We start from the raw sequence: 23,657 nt of genomic DNA, 5'->3' as shown, positions 1-23,657 counted from the left end.
GCCTGTTGTTATGGCCGCCATCCCTGCCGACAGGCAAATGTGGGTAGCGTAACCCTGCGGCTATGCCGTGCGGCCTTCATTTTCAATCTGGGTGTAGCTCAGTCCGGTAGAGTGCCGCCCTTGGAAGGCGGATGTCGCAGGTTCAAGTCCTGCTGCCCAGACCAGATCAAGCCGGCATAGCTCAATTGGTAGAATCTGATATTGCTGCCCAACGCAGTAACGCGGAGAAAAAAAGCGGTGAGGACGGCAACGGGGCAGTTCACAGGTGAATACCAGAGGAAGATTAGCGCGGAAATAAGAGATAGCTATAGGCTCTCTCCAAAATTGTGCGCCGAATGTGGCTGTGAATTGCCATTTGAAAAGCGGAGCAACAAATACTGTTGCATGTCATGTGCCGCCATCTCGAGAAATACAGGACGAAATACGTCAGATAAAGGGACATTTACCTGCAAATGCTGTGGTTCGGAGGCCGTTGACGCGAGGTATAGCGGTGATCGCGTCTTTTGCTCCTTGGCTTGTCAGGCTGAGTTCAAAACCCAAGATAATTACAGTAGGTGGATTTCTGGAGAATCCGCGCCGGTGAGCGCCAGAGCTCTTCGAAGACTGATAACTATTCGTGATGGGTATTCGTGCCGCGACTGCGGCATCAGCGATTGGAATGGAAAGCATATAACGCTTGAAGTTGAGCATATCAGCGGAGATTCGGACGATAATAGCCCGGATAATCTGTGCTTATTGTGCCCCAACTGCCACAGCCAAACAGATACATTCAAAGGCAAAAACCTCGGTAAAGGGCGGCATTCTCGCCGTCAGAGGTACGGCGCAGGCCTTAGTTACTGACCTGTTGCTGGTTCGATTCCGGCTGCCGGCCCCATGGTGTTCAATGGCACGTAAAGATCAGCGCAGCGATGAAGCCAAGGCTTATAGGCGGCTGTACAAGACGGCTCGCTGGCAACGCATACGGCAAGCCAAGCTTACGCAAGACCCGCTGTGTGAGTGGTGCCTTGAGCGCGAGGAAATCACCGAAGCAGCCGAGGTCCACCACGCAGATGGTGGCCACAGAGGTGACGAGACTAAGTTCTGGAGCGGGCCATTCGTGTCGACGTGCAAGTCATGTCACGCATCACGAGGCCAGCGCGAAGACCTTGGGCAGAAGGTGGTTCGGTTCGGGCCAGATGGGTGGCCAATCTAGGCGAAAATAGCACCATTAAGAGCATCTTATGTCACTATTTTCATTTCACGATGCACCTTGACCCAAAAATTTTTGAGTATGGGGGGGGTAGTCAAAAACTCGACGCTTGTTCCAGTCCCGGACCGGCGCGGGAGTCGAGCGCGTTACGCCGCAGGTTTTGAAGTTATTTTTTCGAGGGCCGAAATAAATGGGCGCAAGAGGACCGCGCCCCGAGACGCCGGAAATGCAGGCGCTGAAGGGCAACCCCGGCAAGCGCAAGAAGCGACCGCCGTCTGTGAAGCCTGATGGCGATGTTTTCATTCCAAATTATCTGGATGACGACGCGCGACAATGCTTTGAAATGATCGTTGCGGCGATGCCGCCGGGCACTTATGCCGCGACAGATACGGGCGGCATCGCCGTTTACGCGGCGGCATGGTCGGACCACAAGCGCGCCACTGAGGCGCTGAAGACAGAGCCGGCACTGGTTCCAGGTTCGACCGGGAATATGACCGTAAATCCTTGGTTCAAGATCAAGAATGACGCCGCGCGCATCATGATGTCGATGGGCGACCGCCTTGGCATGGACCCGAAGGCTCGCGCTGCACTGGCGTTGCCAGAGGAGAAAAAATCATCAAAGTTCGCCGGCCTGATTGGGCAGAGCGCGGTGAAGGCGTAACCGATGAGGGGCTGGAACGCGCTCAACGAGTAATCGACTTCATTGAACTTCTGCGTGTGCCGAGCGGGGAGGGGCAGGGCAAGCCGATAGTCCTGCGCGTGTGGCAAAAGCAGTTCATTCGGGACGTGTACGCGCCACTGGCAGACGGCAAGCGCCGCGTCCGGCGAGCGATTTTCAGCGTGGCCCGTAAGAATGGTAAGACCGCGCTGATTGCGGCGCTTGTTTTGGCGCATCTGTGCGGCCCGGTAAGTGAAATCAACGGCGAAATCTACAGCGCCGCGACTGATCGTGAGCAGGCTGGCCAGGTCTTCAAGTTTGCCCGCCAGATGGTCGAGGCTGAGCCGGAATTTGGGCCTCTTGGCGAAATGCCGCTGACGGTCGTTCCGTCGACGAAAACGATAGTATGCAAGTCCAACGGCAGCTTCTACCGCGCGTTGTCGGCTGAGGCGGGCACGAAGCACGGTTTGAACCCGTCTGTATGGATTTATGACGAGTTAGCACAAGCCCGCGACCACGAGCTTTACGACGTTCTGAATACGTCTCAGGGCGCCCGCAATGAGCCGCTTGGATTCGTCATTTCCACCCAGTCACCCGACCCTGAACATCCGCTTTCCAAGCTGATTGACGACGGCCTGCGGGCGAACGACAGGCGTATTTGCGTGCACCTGTATGCCGCAGATGAGGACATCGACGATCTGCTTGACGAGGAAGCTTGGGCGGCAGCGAACCCTGCGCTTGGTGACTTTCGTAAGACGGAAGATATTCGTGCGCTGGCGGAGGAGGCAACTCGTCAGACGTCGAAAGAGGCGGCTTTCCGCAACCTCTATCTGAATCAGCGCGTTGACCAGACATCGCCGCTGATATCCAGGTCGGAATGGAAGGCGTGCCAAGTCGATGGTGCGGCGCCGAATGGCCTGCTGCGTCCCGGCGAGCGTATATATCTGGGGCTTGATCTGTCAGCCAAGGTCGACTTGACAGCATTGGTCGCTGTATCGGCTGAGCCGGGTGATGATCGCGTAAGAGCTTGGCATTGGAAGCCGAAAGACTTCCTTCACGACCACTATAGGCGCGACCACTTCGACTATCCGACGATGCACAAAGATGGGTGGCTTGATGCTGCTCCAGGCAAGGTCATTGACTTCGGATACGTTGCACAAACGATTTCTCGCATCTCGCAAGAATACGAGATTGCCGGCATAGCCTATGACCGTGCGCGCATCGACATGCTTTTGAAGGAACTGGACGCCATCGGCATTGAGGCTTACCGAGACGATAAGGATGCCCGAGATGGCGCAATCAGGATGGTCGACTGGGGGCAGGGTTTCGTAAGCATGGGACCTGCCGTTGATGCGCTTGAAGAGTCGGTAATACGACGTCGATTCAAGCACGACGGGAACCCAGTTCTTGGCTTCTGCTTCGCAAACGCGATCGTACAGACAGACTCGGCCGGCAATCGAAAGCTGGACAAGGCTGCGACGCGATTCCGCATCGATGGAAGCGTGGCAGCCGCAATGGCGCTTGGTCTGAAGGCGCGGGATTTGGTGGAGAATCCGCCAAACCTCGACGATTTCGCTTCGTCGCTTCGCAGTTTTACCTGGTAGATAGGGCAATAAATGGCTTGGTGGGATAGATGGCTTGGCCGCCCTATCGACCTTAACGCCGAATCCTCGCCGTTCTGGCGGGCGTTTTTTGGCGCGGGAACGGATAGCGGCGAGGTGGTCACGTATGACCGCGCCATGCAGCTTGATGCTGTGTGGGCGTGCGTCAACCTGATTCAGAACGCAGTAGGCACGCTGCCGTGCATTGTGTACGCTGAAGACGGTGTGACCGTGGCCAAGGACAGCAATCTTTACGATTTGCTGCACGGCATGCCGAATGCGGACGATACGGCGCCTGAGTTCTGGTCAATGGTGGCACTTTGCCTGTGTCTGGACGGCAACTTCTTCGCGGAGAAGAAGATGTCAGGCAGCCGGCTTGTAGCGCTGATGCCGCTTAACCCGATTACGGTTGCTGTAAAGCGCAACGACCGCGGTGCTCGGTACTACGAGGTTACCGAGAAGGGCAAGGTTCGGAAGATTTCCGAAGAGCGCATGTTTCATGTGCGCGGCGTCATCATGCCGGGCTGCGATCGTGGTCTTTCGCCCATCGGAGTGGCCCGAAACGTTATCGGCAATGCTCTTGCCGGAGAAAAGACGGCCGGCAAGACGTTCAAGGGCGGGCTTTTGCCGTCCGTGATTGTGAGCGCGGACCAGGTGCTTACGCCTGAGCAGCGCAAGCAGGTCTATGGCGTTCTGAATGAGTTCAGCGGGGCCGAGAAGTCCGGCGGGATCCTGCCGCTGGAGGGCGGCATGAAGCCGTACCAGCTGAACATCAACCCCAAAGACGCGCAGATGCTTGAGACGCGACAGTACAGCGTCGAACAGATTTGCCGAATCTTCGGCGTCCCCCCCGTCATGATTGGCCATGCTGCCAACGGCACGACGACATGGGGAAGCGGCATTGAGCAGCTGATACTTCAGTTCACCAAGACGTGCATGCGTCCGATGCTGAAGCGCATCGAGTACGCGATCTATCGCGACATTCTGTCGAGTGATGACCGCAAGAAATACAAGGTCAAGTTCAACATGGAAGAGCTTTTGCGCGGCGATAGCGCGGCGCGGGCGAGCTTCCTTTCGACCATGGTGAACGCGGGCATTTACCTCATCGACGAGGCGCGCGGTTACGAAGACAAGGCGCCTGTCAAGGGCGGCGATCGCGCGATTGTGCAGGGCGCAATGACGCCGCTGGAAAAGCTGGGTGAGCAGCCCGCCCAACTGCCGCAGCCAAGCGCTGAACAGGAAAATAGATGAAATTTGAAAACCTGATGACCGCCTTTTTGGCGGAGCCTTGGGCTATTCAGCGCGAAAAGCTCGGCATGCTTGCCGATATCATCGTTGCGCGCGCCGAAGGTGAGAAACTGGTTCCTTCGGAGGTGGCTTCGGCCATTTCCGATGCGCGTGCCCGCGAAGTCGCAAGCGTTGATGGCGCCGTCGCCATTGTGCCTGTTTATGGTGTTCTGGCGAACAAAATGGACGCCTTTTCCGCCATGTCTGGCGGCACGAGTTACGCCGGCATCAAGAAGGCGCTGCATTCGGCGCTTGCCAACGATGACGTCAAGGCGATCGTGCTTGACATTGATAGCCCCGGCGGTTCGGTTCCGGGCACGGAGGAGCTTTCTTCGGAGTTGCGGGCGCTGCGTGGCGGTGAAAAGCCGATCATCGCGCAGGTCAATTCGCTGGCGGCAAGCGCGGCATACTGGATTGCGGCCAGCGCGGATGAGATCGTGGTCACGCCTTCTGGTCGAGCCGGTTCAATTGGTGTCTACACGGCGCATGATGACATTTCGCAGGCGCTGGAGAAGCGCGGCATCAAGCGAACGTACATCGCCTCTACGCCTGAAAAGGTCGAGGGCAACGAGACGGAACCGCTTGGCAAAGACACGCTGGCACATATCCAGGATGGTGTGAATCGATCCTATCAGGCGTTTCTGAAGGCCGTTGCTGATGGCCGCGGCACCACTGTCGGCAAAGTCGAGGACGGTTATGGGCGCGGGCGGGTGTTTTACGCCGAAGCCCTGATGGACCGCGGTATGGTCGACCGTGTGGCGACGCTTGAAGAGACGATTGCCCGCTATGGCGGGGCGTCCGAGCCAGACACGGTGCGCCGCATCAAGGCCGCAAACCAGTCTCGACGCGAGGCTGCGGAAGTGCTGGCCGCGAAGATGGCGGCGGGCGAAAAGATTACGAAACGCGAGTTCGAGCATGGCCTGAAGGGTCTTCTGGGCTTGTCGAACTTGGAAGCGGAGCGCGCCGCGCGCCTCTACTTCAAGGATGGTCAGGGGGAGCCTGACACGAACGCGGCAACACTAGCTGCGCTGGACCGCTTGCTTGCGGCCGCGCGTGACTTCCCCCAGATTTAAAGGAGGACTTATGTCCGATAATGCACTTGCCGAAAAGATTGGCGAACTTGGCCAGTCTCTCGCTACTATCAAAGAAACCGTCGGCAACCTCGGCACTGAATTCAAGGCTAAGATCGACAAGCACGGCGAAGCCTCGGCTGAACTGACCGGCAGGGTCGACAAGGCCCTGTCTGAGCTTGGCGAGGCCACCACGCGCCTGACGGAACTGGAAAAGCGCGCCGCGCGTGAGAAGGAAGCTTCGGATGACGCCGAAGTTGGTGGATACGGCGACCAGCTCGTTAACTCCGAGGCGTTCAAGGCGCTTGATTCGGCTGGCGCTTGGCGTGGCTCGATCCGCGTTCAGGCTGAGCGCGCTGATATCACTTCCGGTAATACCACTGTCGGTGCTGGCCGTTCGGCTGGTACGTCGCTGGTTCCCGGCGCTCGCGTTCCGGGCATCATCGCTCCTCCGAATCGTCAGCTTACCATCCGCGACCTACTTGCTCCCGGCACCACGTCGCAGTCGAGCGTCGAGTTCGTCAAGGAGACGGGATTCACGAACAACGCCCGTCCGGTTACGGAAGGCACCAAGAAGCCGCAATCGGACATCACGTTCAACCTGTTTACTACGCCGGTGCGCACTATCGCGCATATCTTCAAGGCGTCGCGGCAGATCATGGACGACGCGCCGGCTCTGGCCAGCTACATCAACGCACGTGGCACCTATGGCCTCAAGTTTGTCGAAGAGAACCAGATTCTCAACGGCAACGGCACCGGCCAGAACCTGAACGGCATCCTGCCGCAGGCTACCGCGTTCGCTCCGGCGTTCAACCCGTCCGACGAGACGGCGATTGATCGCCTGCGCCTTGCGGTTCTTCAGGTCGTGCTCGCCGAATACCCGGCTTCCGGCTTCGTGCTGAATCCGACCGATTGGGCGCGCATCGAACTGACCAAGGACAACGAGGGTCGCTACATCGTCGGCAACGCTCAGTCTCCGATTGGTCCGTCGCTGTGGGGTCTGCCGGTTGTGCAGACGCAGGCCATGGCCGCAGGTGAGTTCCTGACCGGCGCGTTCAATCTTGGCGCTCAGATCTTCGACCGCATGGGCGTTGAGGTTCTGCTTTCGAGCGAGAACGTCGACGACTTCGAGCGCAATATGCTGACCGTAAGGATCGAGGAGCGGCTTGCTCTTGCGGTATACAGGCCTGAAGCGTTCGTCACCGGCGACATCGACACGGTTACGACCGCTTCGGCGTAACGCCTTGCAAGGCGCGAAAGGAATGCCTATATACTAGGTAGGCGAGTCCCGCAGAGACGCCAATCTCTGCGGGACTCTAACACCACCGAGTAGTTAGGACTCCGTGATGCTTGATGCGTTATTTAGTGCGCCCGTCGCGGGAGCGCAACTTCCTTGTAAAACTACCGAGTGTTTTGGTGGATGCGGCGCTATGGTGTCGTATCGGACAAACGCTCGCGTTTATTGTTCATCTTGCAAGATCAAGAATAAACGCGAGTCCGCTCGTATAGCGGCCGAGAAACAGCGCCGCAAGAGGGGCGTACCAAAGGTAAAGGGTGAGACGTTCACGTGCCAGGAGTGTGAGACATCCTTTGTGGCAACATCCAAGAGCCGCGCTAAGTATTGCTGTGAAGAGTGCTATCGATCTGCGAATGGTCGAGAATCTAGGGCCAGAAGCTATGCTGACGATAAAGGTGGAGCCAGAAAGCGCATAGGCCGACTGGAGGTATGCACTCATTGCGGCGAGGGTTTTTTGGTATCCACCAATGGCGGCAACCACTGCTAACAGGTTGGCTGATAAGTCCCCGGTCTGACACATAGATGGCGTCGCTAGTATTAAATGCATATTATTTTTATATAGTACCAACCTTCAAATGATTCCCGGGCTGCAGGAATTCCCATGTCAGCCGTTAAGTGTTCCTGTGTCACTCAAAATTGCTTTGAGAGGCTCTAAGGGCTTCTCAGTGCGTTACATCCCTGGCTTGTTGTCCACAACCGTTAAACCTTAAAAGCTTTAAAAGCCTTATATATTCTTTTTTTTCTTATAAAACTTAAAACCTTAGAGGCTATTTAAGTTGCTGATTTATATTAATTTTATTGTTCAAACATGAGAGCTTAGTACGTGAAACATGAGAGCTTAGTACGTTAGCCATGAGAGCTTAGTACGTTAGCCATGAGGGTTTAGTTCGTTAAACATGAGAGCTTAGTACGTTAAACATGAGAGCTTAGTACGTGAAACATGAGAGCTTAGTACGTACTATCAACAGGTTGAACTGCTGATCTTCAGATCCTCTACGCCGGACGCATCGTGGCCGGATCCAGCCGACCAGGCTTTCCACGCCCGCGTGCCGCTCCATGTCGTTCGCGCGGTTCTCGGAAACGCGCTGCCGCGTTTCGTGATTGTCACGCTCAAGCCCGTAGTCCCGTTCGAGCGTCGCGCAGAGGTCAGCGAGGGCGCGGTAGGCCCGATACGGCTCATGGATGGTGTTTCGGGTCGGGTGAATCTTGTTGATGGCGATATGGATGTGCAGGTTGTCGGTGTCGTGATGCACGGCACTGACGCGCTGATGCTCGGCGAAGCCAAGCCCAGCGCAGATGCGGTCCTCAATCGCGCGCAACGTCTCCGCGTCGGGCTTCTCTCCCGCGCGGAAGCTAACCAGCAGGTGATAGGTCTTGTCGGCCTCGGAACGGGTGTTGCCGTGCTGGGTCGCCATCACCTCGGCCATGACAGCGGGCAGGGTGTTTGCCTCGCAGTTCGTGACGCGCACGTGACCCAGGCGCTCGGTCTTGCCTTGCTCGTCGGTGATGTACTTCACCAGCTCCGCGAAGTCGCTCTTCTTGATGGAGCGCATGGGGACGTGCTTGGCAATCACGCGCACCCCCCGGCCGTTTTAGCGGCTAAAAAAGTCATGGCTCTGCCCTCGGGCGGACCACGCCCATCATGACCTTGCCAAGCTCGTCCTGCTTCTCTTCGATCTTCGCCAGCAGGGCGAGGATCGTGGCATCACCGAACCGCGCCGTGCGCGGGTCGTCGGTGAGCCAGAGTTTCAGCAGGCCGCCCAGGCGGCCCAGGTCGCCATTGATGCGGGCCAGCTCGCGGACGTGCTCATAGTCCACGACGCCCGTGATTTTGTAGCCCTGGCCGACGGCCAGCAGGTAGGCCGACAGGCTCATGCCGGCCGCCGCCGCCTTTTCCTCAATCGCTCTTCGTTCGTCTGGAAGGCAGTACACCTTGATAGGTGGGCTGCCCTTCCTGGTTGGCTTGGTTTCATCAGCCATCCGCTTGCCCTCATCTGTTACGCCGGCGGTAGCCGGCCAGCCTCGCAGAGCAGGATTCCCGTTGAGCACCGCCAGGTGCGAATAAGGGACAGTGAAGAAGGAACACCCGCTCGCGGGTGGGCCTACTTCACCTATCCTGCCCGGCTGACGCCGTTGGATACACCAAGGAAAGTCTACACGAACCCTTTGGCAAAATCCTGTATATCGTGCGAAAAAGGATGGATATACCGAAAAAATCGCTATAATGACCCCGAAGCAGGGTTATGCAGCGGAAAAGCGCTGCTTCCCTGCTGTTTTGTGGAATATCTACCGACTGGAAACAGGCAAATGCAGGAAATTACTGAACTGAGGGGACAGGCGAGAGACGATGCCAAAGAGCTACACCGACGAGCTGGCCGAGTGGGTTGAATCCCGCGCGGCCAAGAAGCGCCGGCGTGATGAGGCTGCGGTTGCGTTCCTGGCGGTGAGGGCGGATGTCGAGGCGGCGTTAGCGTCCGGCTATGCGCTCGTCACCATTTGGGAGCACATGCGGGAAACGGGGAAGGTCAAGTTCTCCTACGAGACGTTCCGCTCGCACGCCAGGCGGCACATCAAGGCCAAGCCCGCCGATGTGCCCGCACCGCAGGCCAAGGCTGCGGAACCCGCGCCGGCACCCAAGACGCCGGAGCCACGGCGGCCGAAGCAGGGGGGCAAGGCTGAAAAGCCGGCCCCCGCTGCGGCCCCGACCGGCTTCACCTTCAACCCAACACCGGACAAAAAGGATCCACTAGTTCTAGAGTCGACCTCGAGGGGGGGCCCGGTACCGAGGACGCGTCGAGGCCCGTGTCTCAAAATCTCTGATGTTACATTGCACAAGATAAAAATATATCATCATGAACAATAAAACTGTCTGCTTACATAAACAGTAATACAAGGGGTGTTATGAGCCATATTCAACGGGAAACGTCTTGCTCGAGGCCGCGATTAAATTCCAACATGGATGCTGATTTATATGGGTATACATGGGCTCGCGATAATGTCGGGCAATCAGGTGCGACAATCTATCGATTGTATGGGAAGCCCGATGCGCCAGAGTTGTTTCTGAAACATGGCAAAGGTAGCGTTGCCAATGATGTTACAGATGAGATGGTCAGACTAAACTGGCTGACGGAATTTATGCCTCTTCCGACCATCAAGCATTTTATCCGTACTCCTGATGATGCATGGTTACTCACCACTGCGATCCCCGGGAAAACAGCATTCCAGGTATTAGAAGAATATCCTGATTCAGGTGAAAATATTGTTGATGCGCTGGCAGTGTTCCTGCGCCGGTTGCATTCGATTCCTGTTTGTAATTGTCCTTTTAACAGCGATCGCGTATTTCGTCTCGCTCAGGCGCAATCACGAATGAATAACGGTTTGGTTGATGCGAGTGATTTTGATGACGAGCGTAATGGCTGGCCTGTTGAACAAGTCTGGAAAGAAATGCATAAGCTTTTGCCATTCTCACCGGATTCAGTCGTCACTCATGGTGATTTCTCACTTGATAACCTTATTTTTGACGAGGGGAAATTAATAGGTTGTATTGATGTTGGACGAGTCGGAATCGCAGACCGATACCAGGATCTTGCCATCCTATGGAACTGCCTCGGTGAGTTTTCTCCTTCATTACAGAAACGGCTTTTTCAAAAATATGGTATTGATAATCCTGATATGAATAAATTGCAGTTTCATTTGATGCTCGATGAGTTTTTCTAATCAGAATTGGTTAATTGGTTGTAACACTGGCAGAGCATTACGCTGACTTGACGGGACGGCGGCTTTGTTGAATAAATCGAACTTTTGCTGAGTTGAAGGATCAGATCACGCATCTTCCCGACAACGCAGACCGTTCCGTGGCAAAGCAAAAGTTCAAAATCACCAACTGGTCCACCTACAACAAAGCTCTCATCAACCGTGGCGGGGATCCTCGACGCGTCAATTCGAGGGGTATCGCTCTTGAAGGGAACTATGTTGAATAATAAAAACGAATTTTCACAAAAAAATGTGTTTTTCTTTGTTAGACCGGGGACTTATCAGCCAACCTGTTATTGCGAGGCGTGCCGAGAGCTAAATAAGGCTGGGAGCCTCCCGCACCTGCGAGAGGCCAGGCGCCAATGGCGTGCAAAGCGATACCGCGAAGACCCAAAATTCGCACTTAACGACTTTATGCGCGGCGGTATCCTGAAGTCTCTTGGCGACAAGAAGGACGGCAACTCGTGGACGGCGTTTGTTGACTACACCGTCGACGAACTCAAGGCCCACCTAGAGCGCCAGTTCTTACCCGGCATGACGTGGGAGAACCGCGGCGTCAATGGCTGGCACATTGACCACATATTGCCGATTGCCAGTTTCGATTACGACAGCCCTGATCATCCTGACTTCAAGGCGTGCTGGGCTTTGACGAACCTTCGTCCAATGTGGGGCGGCGACAACATTCGGAAGAAGGACAAGCGCCTCTTCCTTATTTGAGGCGCTAAATGCGAATCCAATACCTAAAGACCTTGCTCGACGGCAACGTGACCACCAAGAAGGGTACGGTCGCGGAAGTCGACAATTGGAAGGCCCGAGAGTTGATCGCGCTTGGCTACGCCGTGCATATTCCCGAAGTGGAGCAGTCTGTCGCGGCACCCTTGGTTGCCGTCCGCGACGGTGAGACCAGCGACCCTTTCCCGGTGCGCCGAGCGACTGGCCGCGATGGCTCGGCGAAACCTGCGTCATCGTCGCAGGAGGCCCCAGCGCGGCCGAAGCGGACCTACAGGAAGCGCGAGGCCGCTGCAAAGTAATCACGATCAACAACTCGTGGAAGCTGGCTCCGTGGTCTAATGTCCACTACGCCTGCGACTATGATTGGTGGCGCTCTGCGCGCGGCCTGCCCGATTACAAGGGCCTGAAATTCGGCGGCGATGTCCGTGACGGCAAGTGGTGCGTACGGCCTATCCGTATCGACATGCGCCGCGACGAGATTGTCATCCACCAGTTTGGCAAGGTCGGCTACGGCGGCAATTCCGGCTTTCAGGCGCTGAATTTGGCGGTGCAGTTCGGGTGCCGCACGATCATTCTCGTCGGCTACGACATGCATGACAGAGCCGGTATCCACTGGCATGGCAGGCATGAGAACGGCCTGCGCAATCCGACCAAGACGAGCTTAGCGCGATGGCGCGGTGTTTTGGATAGTCAGGCGGAGCCACTGCGGCAAATGGGTGTGCGCGTGCTGAACGCGAGCGCCATTAGCGCGCTGACGGCATATCCCAAGATGGAATTTAGCGCGGCGCTGGCCGCCGCGGAGAAAACGCATGGCTCTTGTATCGCTGACGCTTGCCAAGAAACACCTGCGTGTGTTTCACGATGATGACGACGCTGAGATAGAAGCCTATCTTGCAGCGGCTGAGGATGTCGTAACGAAGTACATAGACAGGGCTGTTTATGCCTCCGCCGACGACAGCCCACCCGGAGCGCCGCCTAGCGGCGATGACGGAACAGCTATCGAGATATCGCCAGCTATTACGGCGGCCGTACTTCTGTTGCTTGGCGACTTGTACGAAACACGAGAGGCGGATGCGCAGGACACATCGTCCGCGATGCTGCCGCGCGCTGTAAGAGCGCTTCTTGCGCCGTATAGGGTGTGGCGGACGATTGTGGAGGATGAATAGTGGCGAGGTGCGTTGTCCGCTATGCGGTTCTTCCTCCGTCGCGAATATTCAACCTTACTTCGCCGCGATATCTGCCGGAAATCAGCCTGAAATGGCGCGGTAAATACAACTGGCATCATATGCGGTATGAGCCGCTTCGCGACATTGTGGAGGATCACTATGTACGGCGGTTCAACGAAGTCTCCGGTCACTATGAGCGACTTCTGGAGTCCGTGGCGCGCGAAGGCTTCAGAAACCCAATCATGGTGGCTGGCGGGCGGCTTGAGCGGCGCAAAGAGGCGGAATTACCGCACGAAGAGCGACAACACCTCCGAGACGGAACGCTACTCGTCAGTGAATACCTCGGCGGCTCGCGCCTATGGGCTGCGCAGCGGTTAGGCATCGACGTTCCGTGCGTCGTGAACGACTACGCCGATGTGCTTCCCAACGCCGAAGTGCTGCCGAACGCGAGTGCTGTTCTCGCCAAGTTCAAGGATGTTCCTGGCCGATTTGAAATGCAGCGCAAGGGTCCGGTGACGATAAACAACCTGCCTTTCATGCACCTTCCAGAAAATGAACGATACGGCATGTCGGAGCAGATTCTTGTCCGACGTGCGATTGTTGGCGAATGCAAGCAGAAGGTGGCGGAATGGCTGGCGAAGAACGACCATTGATCACCGTTGCGTGCGTACTGCGCAGCGGCGGCATCTATGATGGAGCGTGGGTGCGAAAGCTACAGAATGGCGTGCGTCGCCATTTGAGCCTGCCGCATAGGTTTGTGTGCCTTACCGATATGCCGGTTGACTGCGAAAGTCTACCACTGCGCAAGAACTGGCGTGGTTGGTGGAGCAAGCTGAACTTGTTCTATGAGTTTACCGGGCCAACGCTGTATTTCGACCTTGATACGGTTGTCGTCGGCTCGCTGGACGCCATTGCGGCCTACCCGCACGAGTTCACGATGGCGCATGAGTATTACCGGCCGTCGATGTTGTGCAGCACGGCAATGGCTTGGAATGGCGACTATTCGTTTATCGCCAATGCTTTTGCGGCCAACCCGAATACGAACGCGCACCAGTACGACAACAAGATGCGCCCGCGCATTGGCGACCAGGCGTTCATTGAAGACCAGTTGCTTGGCCGGGACGTCGACACGTTCCGCGATTTGTTCGGCGAGCGCAGCGTTGCGTCCTACAAGGTTCACAACTGCGAGGATGCGCCGCCTAGTGATGCTGCGGTTGTTGCTTTTCACGGCAGGCCGAAGCCGAGCGAACTAAAGACCGGATGGGTGCCAAAAGCATGGCGGTAGACAAGCGAAGCGGCGCCGCCCAGCGTGGTGACGCCATCCTTAAGCGCGTAGGACGTAACGCTCGCGGCGTTGAGGTTGGCGTGTTCCGCGGCGCGCTTTCAGCGTACCTTTTGCGCAAGGGCGTTGATCGGCTGTTTATGGTCGACACATGGGCGCCAGCAGAGGCACAGCCGGAACATTACCGCAAGACCAAGGACTATTGCGCCGGGCTAACTGTTGCCGAGTGCGGCGCCAATGAGGCGCATGCGCGTGCCGTTGCGGAGCGCAGTGGCGGTCGAGCCGTGGTGCTTAAGATGCCGTCTGTAGAGGCGGCGCGACAGATTAACGACGGCAGCATGGATTTCGTGTTTCTCGACGCCGACCATAGCTACGAGGGTGTGCGCGATGACATCGAGGCATGGCTTCCGAAGGTGCGCAAGGGTGGCTGGATAGGAGGCCACGATATCGACAACCCTGAGCCGCCGTTCGATTTCACGGGCGTGCGTAGGGCCGTTGATGAGGCGTTTCCCGAGGGGGTGGAGTTGGATTCGAACTACACTTGGTTTGTGAGTGTGTGATGTCTTGGGTTAAATTCACAGACCGTTTCGACTACCGACCGAGCTATGGTGTCGTGATTGCCTACAAAGCGGGCATGACGCTGAACGTCCCGAGCGCGTGCGCCACGCTTGCAGTAGCGGCTGGGAAAGCCGTGCGTATGCGGAAGGCAAGCAAGGATGAGGAGCCGACATACGTGCACGTCGAAACGCGCGAGTACGTAGAGGACGGTTGGCGCAAGGTCGAGCGGGTTGGTGGGCCTGTATTCCTAAAAGACGAGGAGCCGGTAGAATGGCCAGAAAACGAGCCGGTGCCGGCTCACTCAGCGAACGAGTAGCCTTCCTGGAGCCGGACAATATCGATGACGGCTACGGCGGAATCACTACCGGCTATGTCGAGCGTTTTCAGGATGCGGCGCGGTTGGCGCCATTGTTTGGATCGCGCCTGACTGTCGAAAGCGTTGTGGCATCCCGTTTGGCGTCAGAGCAGCCTTACAACCTGATTGTGCGGTCAAGTTCGGCAACACGTGCCGTCGGCCCAGACTGGCGCGTGCGCAATGTCAGAAATGGCCGCACATATAACATCAAGACAATCGTCAATCCGGATGAGCGCAATGCCTATCTGGAAATGTTGATTGTCGAAGGGCAAGCCGGGTAGATGGCCAAGGCCATATTGGGTCTAGATCGGTTGAACCGAAAACTAGCGAAACTTCCGATTGCCGCCGAAAAGAGAATCAAAGAAGCGATGGCTCAGGGGGCTGACGAGATAGTCACCCTAATGAAATCACTGGTGGCGGTCGATACTGGTGAGTTGCGCGATTCTATCGGGTGGACGTGGGGTGAGGCCCCTAAATACAGCCAGCGTATAGGGACATTGAAGTCTTCTGACGGGAAACTGACGCTGACGATATACGCCGGCAACAGTAAGGTCAGATACGCCCACTTGGTGGAATTTGCCACCGCAGCCCATGTCAACGGCGGCATGTTCGCTGGCTCGATGCACCCCGGAACGCAGGCGCAGCCATTTTTCTTTGTGAGCTACAGGGCGTTACGCCGGCGCACGAAGTCTCGCATCACGCGCGCCATAACGAAATCGGCCAAGGAAGTAGCCGCCAGCAAAGGGTAGTCAATGGCCGATCCAGTCCTAGAACTACAGGGCGCGATCATAGCGCGTCTGCGAAGCGATGCGACCGTTACAGCCATGGTGCCTGCTGCGCGTATCGTCGATATCCCAAACCCGGCATGGCACACGGGTACGGATAAAGCCCCATACATCAGTATAGGGGCATCTAACTATCAGTCCGCAGACGCGGACTGCATTGTCGGCGGCGACGTCATGATCCAGGTTGATGCATGGTCGATTTCGGGCAGTCTGGCTGAAGTAAGACGTGTTTCGGACTTGGTTCGGTCTGCCCTCAGAAATTGGGAGCCGACGCTCACCACCAACGCGCTTGTTACCTTCAATCACTGGCGGACAGATTACATCCGTGCCGGCGCCCTGAAGCAAGCTTCCATCAGATACGAGGCTATCGTCGAGGAGCCATAGGCTTCTTCCCGGAACCTCACATTCCCATCTACACGGGCCGCCACGAGCGGCCTTTTTGTTGCGCATAGAAAGGCCACCTCAATGGCACAGCCTACCACGGCAAAATTCGGCCGCTTCCGTATTCTTCTTGGCGATGGAGCGAGCCCTGAGCAGTTTGTCGCCCCGTGCGGTTTCACTTCTAAAGCATTCACGCTTTCCAAGAACCTTCAGGAAATCACAATCCCGGATTGCGACGACCCCGACGCACCATTCTGGATTGCGCGAGACACGGAATCGCTGTCTGCGTCGATTACTGGTGAGGGGCTGGCCGCTGCCGAGTCGATTCAGACGTGGACCGATGCAGCCTACAGCACTGAGCCGATCAATGCCCGCGTGGAGATCGAATTCAACACAGGCACGCTAGTGTTTGAGGGACCGTTCCATATCGACAGTTTCAATCCCTCCGCAGAGCAGGGCGGTCGCGTTCAGCTTTCTGTGTCGATGCAGTCAGATGGCGAAGTCACCAAGACTTGGGATCCCGCTTAATGGCGCGCGACGCCTCGATTGATATTACGTGGGCCGATGGCGACTTTCGCTTTCGGCTCGCTTGGGGGCAGTTGGTTGAACTTCAGGAGAGGTGTAATTCAGGCCCATATGTCGTGCTGAACCGCTTGTATGACGGACAGTGGCGCATGGAAGACATCACGAATGTCATCAGGCTCGGGCTGATTGGCGGCGGGATGTCCCCGACTGAGGCTCTTGGCAAGGTCAGAGCCTACGTGGAAGATCGACCTCCACTGGAAAATGTTCTGGTGGCGCAGGCGATCTTAGCCGCTGGGTTACATGGCGCTCCGGAAGAAAAAGTGGGGGAAACCTCAGGGGAGGCGGCGGAAACGCAGAGCGCATCGACGACCTCCCCCGCGGAAAAATCAGACTAGCTCCGATTTATGGTAATGCCGCCGTTATGGGGTTCACCCCTCAACAGGTGAACGAAATGTCGGTCTGGCAATACTTGTGCGCCGTAGAGGGATACGCGAAAGCGCATACGTCTAGAGAAGACGGCAAGCTTGGTAGCCGTGAAGCTGACGAGCTTTGGGAGTGGATGCTCGAAAAGGGTGTTTAGGTGAGAAGCCATGGGTCTTCCGCTTCACTTGTAGTCTACGTCCACCATCCGGCATTCGGCATGTTTAACGCGCGGGTCTCTGGGACCAAACGTTTTGGCGTAGCCCGTTCCTCCGGGCGATATGTTTTTGGCAATAACCGGGTTAACGGTTATTGCCCTTCTGTTGCCGTCAAGAAAAGCGCACTCAGCCTTTGCGAATGTTGCCGTTTCTAAACCTGTGTTGGTGAACTTGAGAACAAGTTCTGCCGCGCCCGTCCTTGTCACCTGAAAATTTTCGTAATCGAAAACGACCTCAGAAAAAGCTGAAGTCGACAGAATGCACATAGCGGCAGTTAGCGCCGAGCGCATGAGGAATCTCCGATTTGGCCACCGACCTTGAACGCTTAGTGGTTCAGCTTTCCGCTGACACAAAGCAATATCAGAACGCGCTTAACCGCGCTATGGGAGTTACAAATCGTCAGGCGCGCGCGGTGGAGAGCCGGTTCAAGGCCATGAACACGCGCATTGCGTCATCCATGACCGGCATGGCTGGCAGGATCGGCGCGGCGTTTGCGGCTGGTTTGTCTGTCCAACAGGCTAAAAAGTTTTCAGATGCGGCTACTCGTATAGATAACTCTCTGAAAGTTGCCGGGCTTTCCGGGGAAGAACTAGAGAAGGTTTATAATAGGCTCCGCGACAGCGCCACGAAAAACGCCGCCCCCATCGAGGCGCTGGTAGAGCTTTATGGGCGCGCTGCGCTGGTTCAGAAAGAACTCGGCATTTCTGGCGAGGAACTTCTGAATTTCACCGACAAGATTGCCGTAGCGCTACGAGTATCAGGTAAATCCGCCGCTGAGTCATCCGGGGCGCTTCTGCAGTTGTCGCAGGCTCTCGGTTCTGGCGTAGTCAGGGCTGAGGAATTCAACTCTATCCTCGAAGGGGCGCTTCCGATTGCGCAGGCCGCAGCGGCGGGGCTGAAAGAGGCTGGGGGAAGCGTTGCGAAGCTGAGGCAACTTGTTGTTGATGGAAAAGTTTCGTCTGAAGCTTTTTTCCGTGCCTTTGAAGCTGGCGCCCCAATTCTTGAAGAGAAAGTAGCCGATGCAACATTCACGGTTGACCAGGCTGTAGGGAACCTTAGCACAGCTCTGATTGATGTCGCGCGAGAGTTCAACACTTCAACCGGGGCGGCCGGGAGATTCGCGGGCGGAATAAATAACATTGCTCAAGCCGTGTCAGACTTCGACGTCTCTGGATTCATCAGCAAAATCCAAGAAGCGCACGGTGCGCTTGATAGTTTCCTGGATGATCTTGCCAACTCCAGTTACATGGAAAAGTTCGCGGAATGGATTACTGGAACTGAACTGACGGTTGGTCGCCCGGTTGCTGTTGAAACTCTTGCCGCGGAGAAGGACCTTTCTGACCTTGAGCGTCAGGTTAAGATTTTGGAGGATCGGATCAACGCCAACAAGGAAATGGCGATTGATACGACCGAAGCGGAAGCTCAATTAAACAGCCTCATAGCTAAGGCGAATGCGCTTCGTGCAGCTATGGAGACGGGGGTTGTAAACCAGCAGTCGGTTGATGATGCCATCAATCGCATGGTCCCTTTTAACCCGTTGCCGGCCCCGACCCTCACGCCAAAAACTGTTTCTTTGAATGATTTCGATCCTCCCGGAGGCGGCGGGGGGGGCAGAGGCCGTAAAGGTGGCCGCTCCTCTCGCGACAGGCAGAACGAACTTCAGCGAGAGATTGAACAGATCAAGGATCGCACCGCGGCTATTCAAGCAGAAACCGAGGCGATGGCCGGATTGAATCCTCTTATCGAGGATTACGGATATACGCTGGAAAAGGCGAGGGCGAAGCAAGACTTGCTGACAGCCGCCAAGAAGGCTGGAGTTGCCATAACCCCAGAACTTGAAGCGCAGATCGAGCAACTGGCAGAAGGCTACGCCAAGGCCAGCGTTGCGGCTGAAAAACTTGCCGATAGCCAAGAAAAAGCCCGGCAGCAATCCGAAGAAATGCGGGATCTAGGCAAGGATGTCCTCGGCGGGTTCATCAAGGATTTGCAATCCGGCAAAAGCGCGTCCGAAGCTTTGTCCGGTGCGCTTCAGAAAGTGGCTGACAAACTTCTCGATATTGCCCTCAACTCTATGTTCGATGCCAAGGGCGGACTGTTTGGCGGCGGAGGTGGTATTCTTGGGCTGCTTTCTGGCTTGTTCCGAGAAAAAGGCGGCCCAGTTAGGAAGGGGCAGCCGTACATCGTTGGAGAGAGGAGGCCGGAGGTCTTCGTTCCCGACCAAAACGGGAAAATTCTGCCAAGCGTTCCCTCTTTTACGACCATGCCGAAATTGGCGGCAACCGCCCCCGCTTCCACCGAAACTATCCGCGTCGTTCTGCAAGACGACAGCGGCAGAATGGCCGATATCGCTGACCAGCAAATCAGAACCCGATCCGGAGCACTTGTGCAATTGTCTGTGCAGCAGAGCGTGAAGTCGGTGCGCGGGCAGATGTCGGGCATGATTGCCGAAACGCAGGCTCGCAAGCTTTAGGGTAACCCATGACAATTCGCTGGCCTGTAGGCGTTCTGCCTCCGCAGAACGTGGCATTTGATATTGCCCCCAGAACACTGGCCGGGCCGTCGTCTGTGAGCGGCAAGACGCAGGTCGTGTCCAGTGATGCCGGCATCTGGAAGGCGACCTTTTCTAATGTGCTTGTCCGCAATCGCAATAGCGTCTTGACGCATCGCGCGATTTCGACATTGCTGGAAGGGCGGCTAAATCCGATCCTTGTGCCGCTGTGTCGAGGGTATCAGCCGGCACCCGCAGAGGCTGATGAATACGAACTTTATGATCGCGTTCCGCATAGCGACGAAACTCCCTTCAGCGACACATCGCTGTATCAGGGCGGGGTGATTTCAGTCACCGCCAGAGAGGCGGCACCAGTTCGCGCCGTTTCCATGCTAGTTGATGTGGATGTGGCCGGTGATATTCAGCCGGGGCAGCATTTCTCGGTCGAGGAGCGGCTCTATCGCGTTCGGGGCTTTGACCCGGATAGCGGCGAACTCACTTTTCGTCCACCACTGCGCGAAGCCGTTGAGGTGGGTGCCGAACTCAACTTCGACGACCCGGTTTGCCGCATGCGGCTTGCCAGCGACAGCGAGCTGGATCTGGAACTTGCCATGCGCAAGTGGGGAAGCCCGACCGTCAATTTCATCGAGGATGTGTGATGGAAGAAGACTTCTTCACGCCCGAGCAGATCGAGCGCCTGTCGCAAACCGAAGTGCGTTGCGACTTCCTCGTAAAGTTCGATTTCCTCAGCGGCCCGTATTATGCTTGGAACGGCAATACCGACCTGCCGGCGCTGGACGGCAACACTTATCGCCCGATGTATGGATTCGGCCAGATCGACGGGCTGGGACTTGCGGGGCCGGGAACGACGTCTGAAGCCATCACCCTCGGGCTCGACGGTCTGCCCGACATGCCTCTCGACTTTCTCGGTAAAGCATTGGCGGAAACCAAGGAAGTCGATCAGCGCATGGTGACCGTCTCGCTGCAACTGTTCGATCCAGATTGGCAGTGTGTTTCGGTGCCGATCCCCTTGTTTTTCGGATTCATGCAGCCGCCAAAGGTTTCCCGCTCGGAAATGCAGGGGGTAGAGGGCGCAGTGCAGAGCGTGTCGCTGACTGCCGAGAACGTCTTCTTCGGTCGCTCTCGGCCGCCCCATGGCCGCAATACGGATCGCGACCAGCAGGCCAGATCGCCCGGCGATAAGTTCTTTGGCTTCGTGGCCAGCCTGCTCAACAAGAAGATCACGTATCCTTCCTACTGAGGAAAACGCCTCGTGGATATCGAAATTGCACTGGCGGATTTCCTTCGCCGGGAAGCCTCCTTGCGGCCCTATCCCGGCGCGTGTGGGCGCATGGCAGATAAGTGGGTTGCTCTCGTGCGTGGCTTTTCGCCCATCGCTCGCTATGGCCGGGACTTTGAGACAGATGACGATGTGCAGGCGTGGCTCACAGAGCCGGGCGGCATCGCAGTGGCCGTGAACCGCATTATGCGGTCTGTCGGTCTGGAGAAGACCGCGGACCCGCAATTCGGTGATGTTGGCCTGGTCATCCACGGGGATCGGATCAACGAAAAAATCCCGATCAGTGTTGCGATACGCGGCCGCCATGGATGGCATTCGCGCAATTCATCGGGGCTGATGCTGTTCCCGGCTGACAAATATTGGAAGGCTTGGGCGATATGAAGTGGGGGCGCATCAATTTTGCGGGCGATAATTCGCTCGGCTTGCATGGAGTCGTGCGAACCGGCTTTATTGAGGGCGCAATTTTTGCTGCCCTTATATCGAGTTCGGCGACAATCGGCCTTGCCGGCTCCGCGGCGTTTATCGCCGGACTGACCACCGCAGCGACAATTGGCCTTTCGGTGGGTTTATCCTATCTGTCATCGCGCCTGTTTGCGCCGAGGCAGCCGAAACCGGAGGATGTCCAAACCTCTATCAAAAACCCGACCGCAGCTCGTCAGCGGCATTATGGGCGCGTAAAGACTTCTGGGCCGTGGGCTTTTGGTGAAAGCAAAGAAGGCAGTTTCCACAAGGTGGTCGCGCTCGGGACCGGAGAACTCGACGCGATAGAAGAAATCTGGGTTGATGACGCACCGGTAACTCTGGATGCCAATGGCTATGTGCAGGAGCATCCGTGGAACTATGACGGCAAGTGGAAGCATCTGCGTATCCAATACCGCATGGGCCTGCCGACAGAAACCCACTATAGCGATCTGGAGGCGGTCTTCCCGGAGTGGGATGAAACCCACCGCGGAGACGGTGTTTCATCCCTTTATGCCTTTCAGGGGGCGTCAAGCGCCGAAACCTTTGCGCAGATCTTTCCTAACGTCACCAACACGCTCTATCGCGTTGTCGCACGGGGCTCGAAGGTCTGGAATCCGGTCACAGAGACCATTGCTTGGTCCGATAATGCCGCCGCGATCATCCGAGATTATATGGGGCATGCCGATGGTATGCGGCTCCCGGAATCCTTGTTCAATACGCCTTTGGCGTCGGAAGGCTGGAGGCGAGCGTTTAACCGTGCCGCTGCCCCTGTTGCCCTGAAGGCAGGCGGAACAGAGCCGGCGTGGCGGCTGTGGGGTAGCTACCGGTTTGACGAACGGCCAGCCGATGTGCTGGGCCGCATGCTGCCGTGCTGCGATGGCTGGCTGGTGCCGACTCCTGATGGCGGTGTGACGCTCGACATCAACGAGTGGCAGGAGCCAACCGTCATCCTCGATGACGATGCGGTCGTCGGGTTCTCGGATGTCTCTCGTGGTCGGGATATCATGACCACGGCCAACATTATTGCAGCGACCTTCTTGTCGCCGGATCACGACTACCAGGCGACGGATGCGGAAGCATGGGTTGATTCCGATGATGTGGATGAGCGCGGGGAGATCATATCTCCGGCTGAATTCAACATGGCGCCGTCTCACAGCCAGTGCCGGCGGTTGATGAAGCGGGCCTATTACCGGGCAAACCCGAAATGGGTTGGGCAGTTCCGCTGCAACCTTCGCGGTCTGGCGGCGTTCGGTAAACGGCGGGTGCGCATCCGCTATCCGCTGTTCGGCATCGATGATGTGTTCGAGGTGCAGGATTTCCGGTTCAATATCGGGGAGGGCGGCATACTGCTTGGCTGCACACTTCAGGTTGCATCCATGCCGGCCGAGGCTTTTTCGTGGGATGCAGCGGCAGAGGAGGGCGAGGCTCCCATTGCCGAGGAAACGAATGTCGAAAGCACCATTCCTGTGCCCTCTGATCTATCATTTGGCGTCACCCGCATCACTGTCGGCAATCAGCAGGTGCCACTCGGCGTCATCACATTTGCGCGTCCGGCAAACAGATCGCTGAAGGTAGATGGGCGCTACAAGCAGGTGTCTGCCTCGGACTGGACCGTCATCCCTATAGGCGATGATGCAACAGAAGCTCAAACCGGTGCTCTTTCCGATGGCGTCCAGTATGAGGCTCAAATTCGCTACGCACAGGCCAACGGTCGGCAGGGCGAATGGTCCGCATCGCAATACGTGACACCGGTTGCCGATCCGACTGCGCCTGCCATCGTCGAAGACGCCAATGCCGTTGGCGGCACCGGAGCCGTCAGTCTCACATGGACGGCGCCTAATAGCCCGAACTATGTCGCGGCGCACATCAGGCGCAACACGGTCAACATTGAGACCGGCGCTCCAGTGCGAGTGGAATATGGTCCGCCGTCTCTGGCTGATAGCTGGAGCGATACCGGCCTTGCCGCAGGCGATTACTACTACTGGATCCGGGCGGCCAACGCGTCTGGCGTGGAAAGTGCCCCTGTGGCCGTAGGCCCAATCACCGTCACCTGACCAATCCGACAACTGATCACTTCGACAATTTCATTTCAGACCCCGCCTTGGTGGGGCGCTTTTGTATGGAGAAAAG

At 56.8% G+C, this 23,657-nt stretch carries 27 protein-coding genes and 1 tRNA gene; 25 read left to right on the top strand and 3 right to left on the bottom strand.

Annotation, left to right across the window (positions count from 1 at the left end; translation table 11 throughout):
• Positions 1 to 87: 87 nt before the first annotated feature.
• The 6 genes from AC5XE7_RS05270 (at position 88) to AC5XE7_RS05245 (ending at position 7,045) form a co-directional block, all read left to right on the top strand.
• Positions 88 to 164: transfer RNA gene (locus AC5XE7_RS05270), tRNA-Pro, on the top strand.
• A gap of 1,251 nt (positions 165 to 1,415) precedes the next feature.
• Positions 1,416 to 1,850, top strand: coding sequence for a phage terminase small subunit P27 family (locus AC5XE7_RS05265; RefSeq protein ID WP_495365112.1), 435 nt, complete (start codon positions 1,416 to 1,418; stop codon positions 1,848 to 1,850).
• A gap of 56 nt (positions 1,851 to 1,906) precedes the next feature.
• Positions 1,907 to 3,451, top strand: a complete 1,545-nt coding sequence (locus tag AC5XE7_RS05260) for a terminase large subunit (protein WP_495365111.1) — start codon at positions 1,907 to 1,909, stop codon at positions 3,449 to 3,451.
• A gap of 12 nt (positions 3,452 to 3,463) precedes the next feature.
• Positions 3,464 to 4,699, top strand: a complete 1,236-nt coding sequence (locus AC5XE7_RS05255; protein WP_495365110.1) for a phage portal protein — start codon at positions 3,464 to 3,466, stop codon at positions 4,697 to 4,699.
• Entirely contained in the window at positions 4,696 to 5,808 is a 1,113-nt protein-coding gene (locus tag AC5XE7_RS05250; protein WP_495365109.1) for a S49 family peptidase, read from the top strand. Before AC5XE7_RS05255 ends, AC5XE7_RS05250 begins: the two co-directional genes overlap by 4 nt.
• A gap of 10 nt (positions 5,809 to 5,818) precedes the next feature.
• Complete coding sequence (locus AC5XE7_RS05245) at positions 5,819 to 7,045, top strand: phage major capsid protein (RefSeq protein ID WP_495365108.1); 1,227 nt, start codon at positions 5,819 to 5,821, stop codon at positions 7,043 to 7,045.
• A gap of 983 nt (positions 7,046 to 8,028) precedes the next feature.
• Here the strand turns inward: AC5XE7_RS05245 and traI are convergent.
• Entirely contained in the window at positions 8,029 to 8,676 is a 648-nt protein-coding gene (gene traI, locus AC5XE7_RS05240; RefSeq protein WP_057077966.1) for a TraI/MobA(P) family conjugative relaxase, read from the bottom strand.
• A 34-nt stretch (positions 8,677 to 8,710) separates the two neighbouring features.
• A complete protein-coding gene (gene traJ / locus AC5XE7_RS05235) occupies positions 8,711 to 9,082 on the bottom strand; it encodes a conjugal transfer transcriptional regulator TraJ (RefSeq protein ID WP_008832110.1) in 372 nt (123 codons plus the stop codon).
• Positions 9,083 to 9,449: 367 nt separating this feature from the next.
• On the opposite strand from traJ, the gene AC5XE7_RS05230 reads away from it, so the two are divergent.
• The 14 genes from AC5XE7_RS05230 to AC5XE7_RS05165 all read left to right on the top strand — a co-directional run bounded on the left by AC5XE7_RS05230 (position 9,450) and on the right by AC5XE7_RS05165 (position 17,034).
• Positions 9,450 to 9,965 carry a TraK family protein gene (locus AC5XE7_RS05230; RefSeq protein WP_495366248.1) on the top strand — a complete coding sequence of 172 codons (516 nt, stop codon included), beginning with the start codon at positions 9,450 to 9,452 and terminating at the stop codon, positions 9,963 to 9,965.
• Between the two features lie 38 nt (positions 9,966 to 10,003).
• Entirely contained in the window at positions 10,004 to 10,819 is an 816-nt protein-coding gene (gene aph(3')-Ia, locus AC5XE7_RS05225) for an aminoglycoside O-phosphotransferase APH(3')-Ia (RefSeq protein WP_175869731.1), read from the top strand.
• Positions 10,820 to 11,071: 252 nt separating this feature from the next.
• On the top strand, positions 11,072 to 11,572 hold the full coding sequence (locus tag AC5XE7_RS05220) for a hypothetical protein (protein WP_495917664.1): 501 nt from the start codon (positions 11,072 to 11,074) through the stop codon (positions 11,570 to 11,572).
• Positions 11,573 to 11,580: 8 nt separating this feature from the next.
• The gene (locus AC5XE7_RS05215) at positions 11,581 to 11,886 is read left to right on the top strand and encodes a hypothetical protein (protein ID WP_495365106.1); all 306 of its coding nucleotides are present in this window, start codon (positions 11,581 to 11,583) and stop codon (positions 11,884 to 11,886) included.
• 164 nt (positions 11,887 to 12,050) lie between these two features.
• Positions 12,051 to 12,452, top strand: a complete 402-nt coding sequence (locus AC5XE7_RS05210; protein ID WP_495365105.1) for a hypothetical protein — start codon at positions 12,051 to 12,053, stop codon at positions 12,450 to 12,452.
• Positions 12,397 to 12,753, top strand: a complete 357-nt coding sequence (locus AC5XE7_RS05205) for a head-tail connector protein (RefSeq protein WP_495365104.1) — start codon at positions 12,397 to 12,399, stop codon at positions 12,751 to 12,753. Before AC5XE7_RS05210 ends, AC5XE7_RS05205 begins: the two co-directional genes overlap by 56 nt.
• Complete coding sequence (locus AC5XE7_RS05200; protein WP_495365103.1) at positions 12,753 to 13,406, top strand: hypothetical protein; 654 nt, start codon at positions 12,753 to 12,755, stop codon at positions 13,404 to 13,406. The genes AC5XE7_RS05205 and AC5XE7_RS05200 overlap by 1 nt, the downstream gene beginning before the upstream one ends.
• Complete coding sequence (locus tag AC5XE7_RS05195; RefSeq protein WP_495365102.1) at positions 13,382 to 14,038, top strand: hypothetical protein; 657 nt, start codon at positions 13,382 to 13,384, stop codon at positions 14,036 to 14,038. Before AC5XE7_RS05200 ends, AC5XE7_RS05195 begins: the two co-directional genes overlap by 25 nt.
• The gene (locus AC5XE7_RS05190) at positions 14,029 to 14,595 is read left to right on the top strand and encodes a class I SAM-dependent methyltransferase (RefSeq protein WP_495365101.1); all 567 of its coding nucleotides are present in this window, start codon (positions 14,029 to 14,031) and stop codon (positions 14,593 to 14,595) included. The genes AC5XE7_RS05195 and AC5XE7_RS05190 overlap by 10 nt, the downstream gene beginning before the upstream one ends.
• Positions 14,596 to 14,863: 268 nt before the next feature.
• Entirely contained in the window at positions 14,864 to 15,229 is a 366-nt protein-coding gene (locus AC5XE7_RS05185) for a head-tail adaptor protein (protein ID WP_495365100.1), read from the top strand.
• Complete coding sequence (locus AC5XE7_RS05180) at positions 15,230 to 15,697, top strand: HK97 gp10 family phage protein (RefSeq protein WP_495365099.1); 468 nt, start codon at positions 15,230 to 15,232, stop codon at positions 15,695 to 15,697.
• A gap of 3 nt (positions 15,698 to 15,700) precedes the next feature.
• Positions 15,701 to 16,117 carry a DUF3168 domain-containing protein gene (locus tag AC5XE7_RS05175; protein WP_495365098.1) on the top strand — a complete coding sequence of 139 codons (417 nt, stop codon included), beginning with the start codon at positions 15,701 to 15,703 and terminating at the stop codon, positions 16,115 to 16,117.
• Between the two features lie 81 nt (positions 16,118 to 16,198).
• On the top strand, positions 16,199 to 16,642 hold the full coding sequence (locus tag AC5XE7_RS05170; protein ID WP_495365097.1) for a phage tail tube protein: 444 nt from the start codon (positions 16,199 to 16,201) through the stop codon (positions 16,640 to 16,642).
• Entirely contained in the window at positions 16,642 to 17,034 is a 393-nt protein-coding gene (locus AC5XE7_RS05165; RefSeq protein WP_495365096.1) for a gene transfer agent family protein, read from the top strand. Before AC5XE7_RS05170 ends, AC5XE7_RS05165 begins: the two co-directional genes overlap by 1 nt.
• 209 nt (positions 17,035 to 17,243) lie before the next feature.
• On the opposite strand, the gene AC5XE7_RS05160 is transcribed toward AC5XE7_RS05165, so the two are convergent.
• Complete coding sequence (locus AC5XE7_RS05160) at positions 17,244 to 17,567, bottom strand: hypothetical protein (RefSeq protein WP_495365095.1); 324 nt, start codon at positions 17,565 to 17,567, stop codon at positions 17,244 to 17,246.
• 14 nt (positions 17,568 to 17,581) lie between these two features.
• Here AC5XE7_RS05160 and AC5XE7_RS05155 point away from each other — a divergent pair, with 14 nt between their 5' ends.
• Genes AC5XE7_RS05155 through AC5XE7_RS05135 form a run of 5 tightly spaced genes read left to right on the top strand, consistent with a single transcriptional unit; the run spans position 17,582 to position 23,581 of the window.
• The gene (locus tag AC5XE7_RS05155; protein ID WP_495365094.1) at positions 17,582 to 19,747 is read left to right on the top strand and encodes a phage tail tape measure protein; all 2,166 of its coding nucleotides are present in this window, start codon (positions 17,582 to 17,584) and stop codon (positions 19,745 to 19,747) included.
• Between the two features lie 8 nt (positions 19,748 to 19,755).
• Positions 19,756 to 20,424: a hypothetical protein gene (locus AC5XE7_RS05150; RefSeq protein ID WP_495365093.1), complete on the top strand. Its 669-nt coding sequence runs from the start codon at positions 19,756 to 19,758 to the stop codon at positions 20,422 to 20,424.
• On the top strand, positions 20,424 to 21,026 hold the full coding sequence (locus AC5XE7_RS05145) for a hypothetical protein (RefSeq protein WP_495365092.1): 603 nt from the start codon (positions 20,424 to 20,426) through the stop codon (positions 21,024 to 21,026). Before AC5XE7_RS05150 ends, AC5XE7_RS05145 begins: the two co-directional genes overlap by 1 nt.
• Positions 21,027 to 21,038: 12 nt before the next feature.
• On the top strand, positions 21,039 to 21,446 hold the full coding sequence (locus AC5XE7_RS05140; protein WP_495365091.1) for a DUF6950 family protein: 408 nt from the start codon (positions 21,039 to 21,041) through the stop codon (positions 21,444 to 21,446).
• Complete coding sequence (locus AC5XE7_RS05135) at positions 21,443 to 23,581, top strand: phage tail protein (RefSeq protein WP_495365090.1); 2,139 nt, start codon at positions 21,443 to 21,445, stop codon at positions 23,579 to 23,581. The genes AC5XE7_RS05140 and AC5XE7_RS05135 overlap by 4 nt, the downstream gene beginning before the upstream one ends.
• Positions 23,582 to 23,657 lie beyond the last annotated feature (76 nt).

It is taken from the genome of Aquamicrobium sp. YD-1-mutant5 (assembly GCF_059509755.1).
This window is presented reverse-complemented; position numbering and strand designations above follow the sequence as displayed.

What these genes read in the sequence shown, in the direction of transcription:
- AC5XE7_RS05265 (WP_495365112.1), top strand. Translation starts at nt 1,416, where the DNA reads ATGCAGGCGCTGAAGGGCAACCCCGGCAAGCGCAAGAAGCGACCGCCG.
- AC5XE7_RS05255 (WP_495365110.1), top strand. Translation starts at nt 3,464, where the DNA reads ATGGCTTGGTGGGATAGATGGCTTGGCCGCCCTATCGACCTTAACGCC.
- AC5XE7_RS05250 (WP_495365109.1), top strand. Translation starts at nt 4,696, where the DNA reads ATGAAATTTGAAAACCTGATGACCGCCTTTTTGGCGGAGCCTTGGGCT.
- AC5XE7_RS05245 (WP_495365108.1), top strand. Translation starts at nt 5,819, where the DNA reads ATGTCCGATAATGCACTTGCCGAAAAGATTGGCGAACTTGGCCAGTCT.
- traJ (WP_008832110.1), bottom strand. Translation starts at nt 9,082, where the DNA reads ATGGCTGATGAAACCAAGCCAACCAGGAAGGGCAGCCCACCTATCAAG.
- AC5XE7_RS05230 (WP_495366248.1), top strand. Translation starts at nt 9,450, where the DNA reads ATGCCAAAGAGCTACACCGACGAGCTGGCCGAGTGGGTTGAATCCCGC.
- AC5XE7_RS05220 (WP_495917664.1), top strand. Translation starts at nt 11,072, where the DNA reads ATGTTGAATAATAAAAACGAATTTTCACAAAAAAATGTGTTTTTCTTT.
- AC5XE7_RS05215 (WP_495365106.1), top strand. Translation starts at nt 11,581, where the DNA reads ATGCGAATCCAATACCTAAAGACCTTGCTCGACGGCAACGTGACCACC.
- AC5XE7_RS05210 (WP_495365105.1), top strand. Translation starts at nt 12,051, where the DNA reads ATGCGCCGCGACGAGATTGTCATCCACCAGTTTGGCAAGGTCGGCTAC.
- AC5XE7_RS05205 (WP_495365104.1), top strand. Translation starts at nt 12,397, where the DNA reads ATGGCTCTTGTATCGCTGACGCTTGCCAAGAAACACCTGCGTGTGTTT.
- AC5XE7_RS05195 (WP_495365102.1), top strand. Translation starts at nt 13,382, where the DNA reads ATGGCTGGCGAAGAACGACCATTGATCACCGTTGCGTGCGTACTGCGC.
- AC5XE7_RS05190 (WP_495365101.1), top strand. Translation starts at nt 14,029, where the DNA reads ATGGCGGTAGACAAGCGAAGCGGCGCCGCCCAGCGTGGTGACGCCATC.
- AC5XE7_RS05185 (WP_495365100.1), top strand. Translation starts at nt 14,864, where the DNA reads ATGGCCAGAAAACGAGCCGGTGCCGGCTCACTCAGCGAACGAGTAGCC.
- AC5XE7_RS05180 (WP_495365099.1), top strand. Translation starts at nt 15,230, where the DNA reads ATGGCCAAGGCCATATTGGGTCTAGATCGGTTGAACCGAAAACTAGCG.
- AC5XE7_RS05175 (WP_495365098.1), top strand. Translation starts at nt 15,701, where the DNA reads ATGGCCGATCCAGTCCTAGAACTACAGGGCGCGATCATAGCGCGTCTG.
- AC5XE7_RS05170 (WP_495365097.1), top strand. Translation starts at nt 16,199, where the DNA reads ATGGCACAGCCTACCACGGCAAAATTCGGCCGCTTCCGTATTCTTCTT.
- AC5XE7_RS05165 (WP_495365096.1), top strand. Translation starts at nt 16,642, where the DNA reads ATGGCGCGCGACGCCTCGATTGATATTACGTGGGCCGATGGCGACTTT.
- AC5XE7_RS05160 (WP_495365095.1), bottom strand. Translation starts at nt 17,567, where the DNA reads ATGCGCTCGGCGCTAACTGCCGCTATGTGCATTCTGTCGACTTCAGCT.
- AC5XE7_RS05150 (WP_495365093.1), top strand. Translation starts at nt 19,756, where the DNA reads ATGACAATTCGCTGGCCTGTAGGCGTTCTGCCTCCGCAGAACGTGGCA.
- AC5XE7_RS05145 (WP_495365092.1), top strand. Translation starts at nt 20,424, where the DNA reads ATGGAAGAAGACTTCTTCACGCCCGAGCAGATCGAGCGCCTGTCGCAA.
- AC5XE7_RS05135 (WP_495365090.1), top strand. Translation starts at nt 21,443, where the DNA reads ATGAAGTGGGGGCGCATCAATTTTGCGGGCGATAATTCGCTCGGCTTG.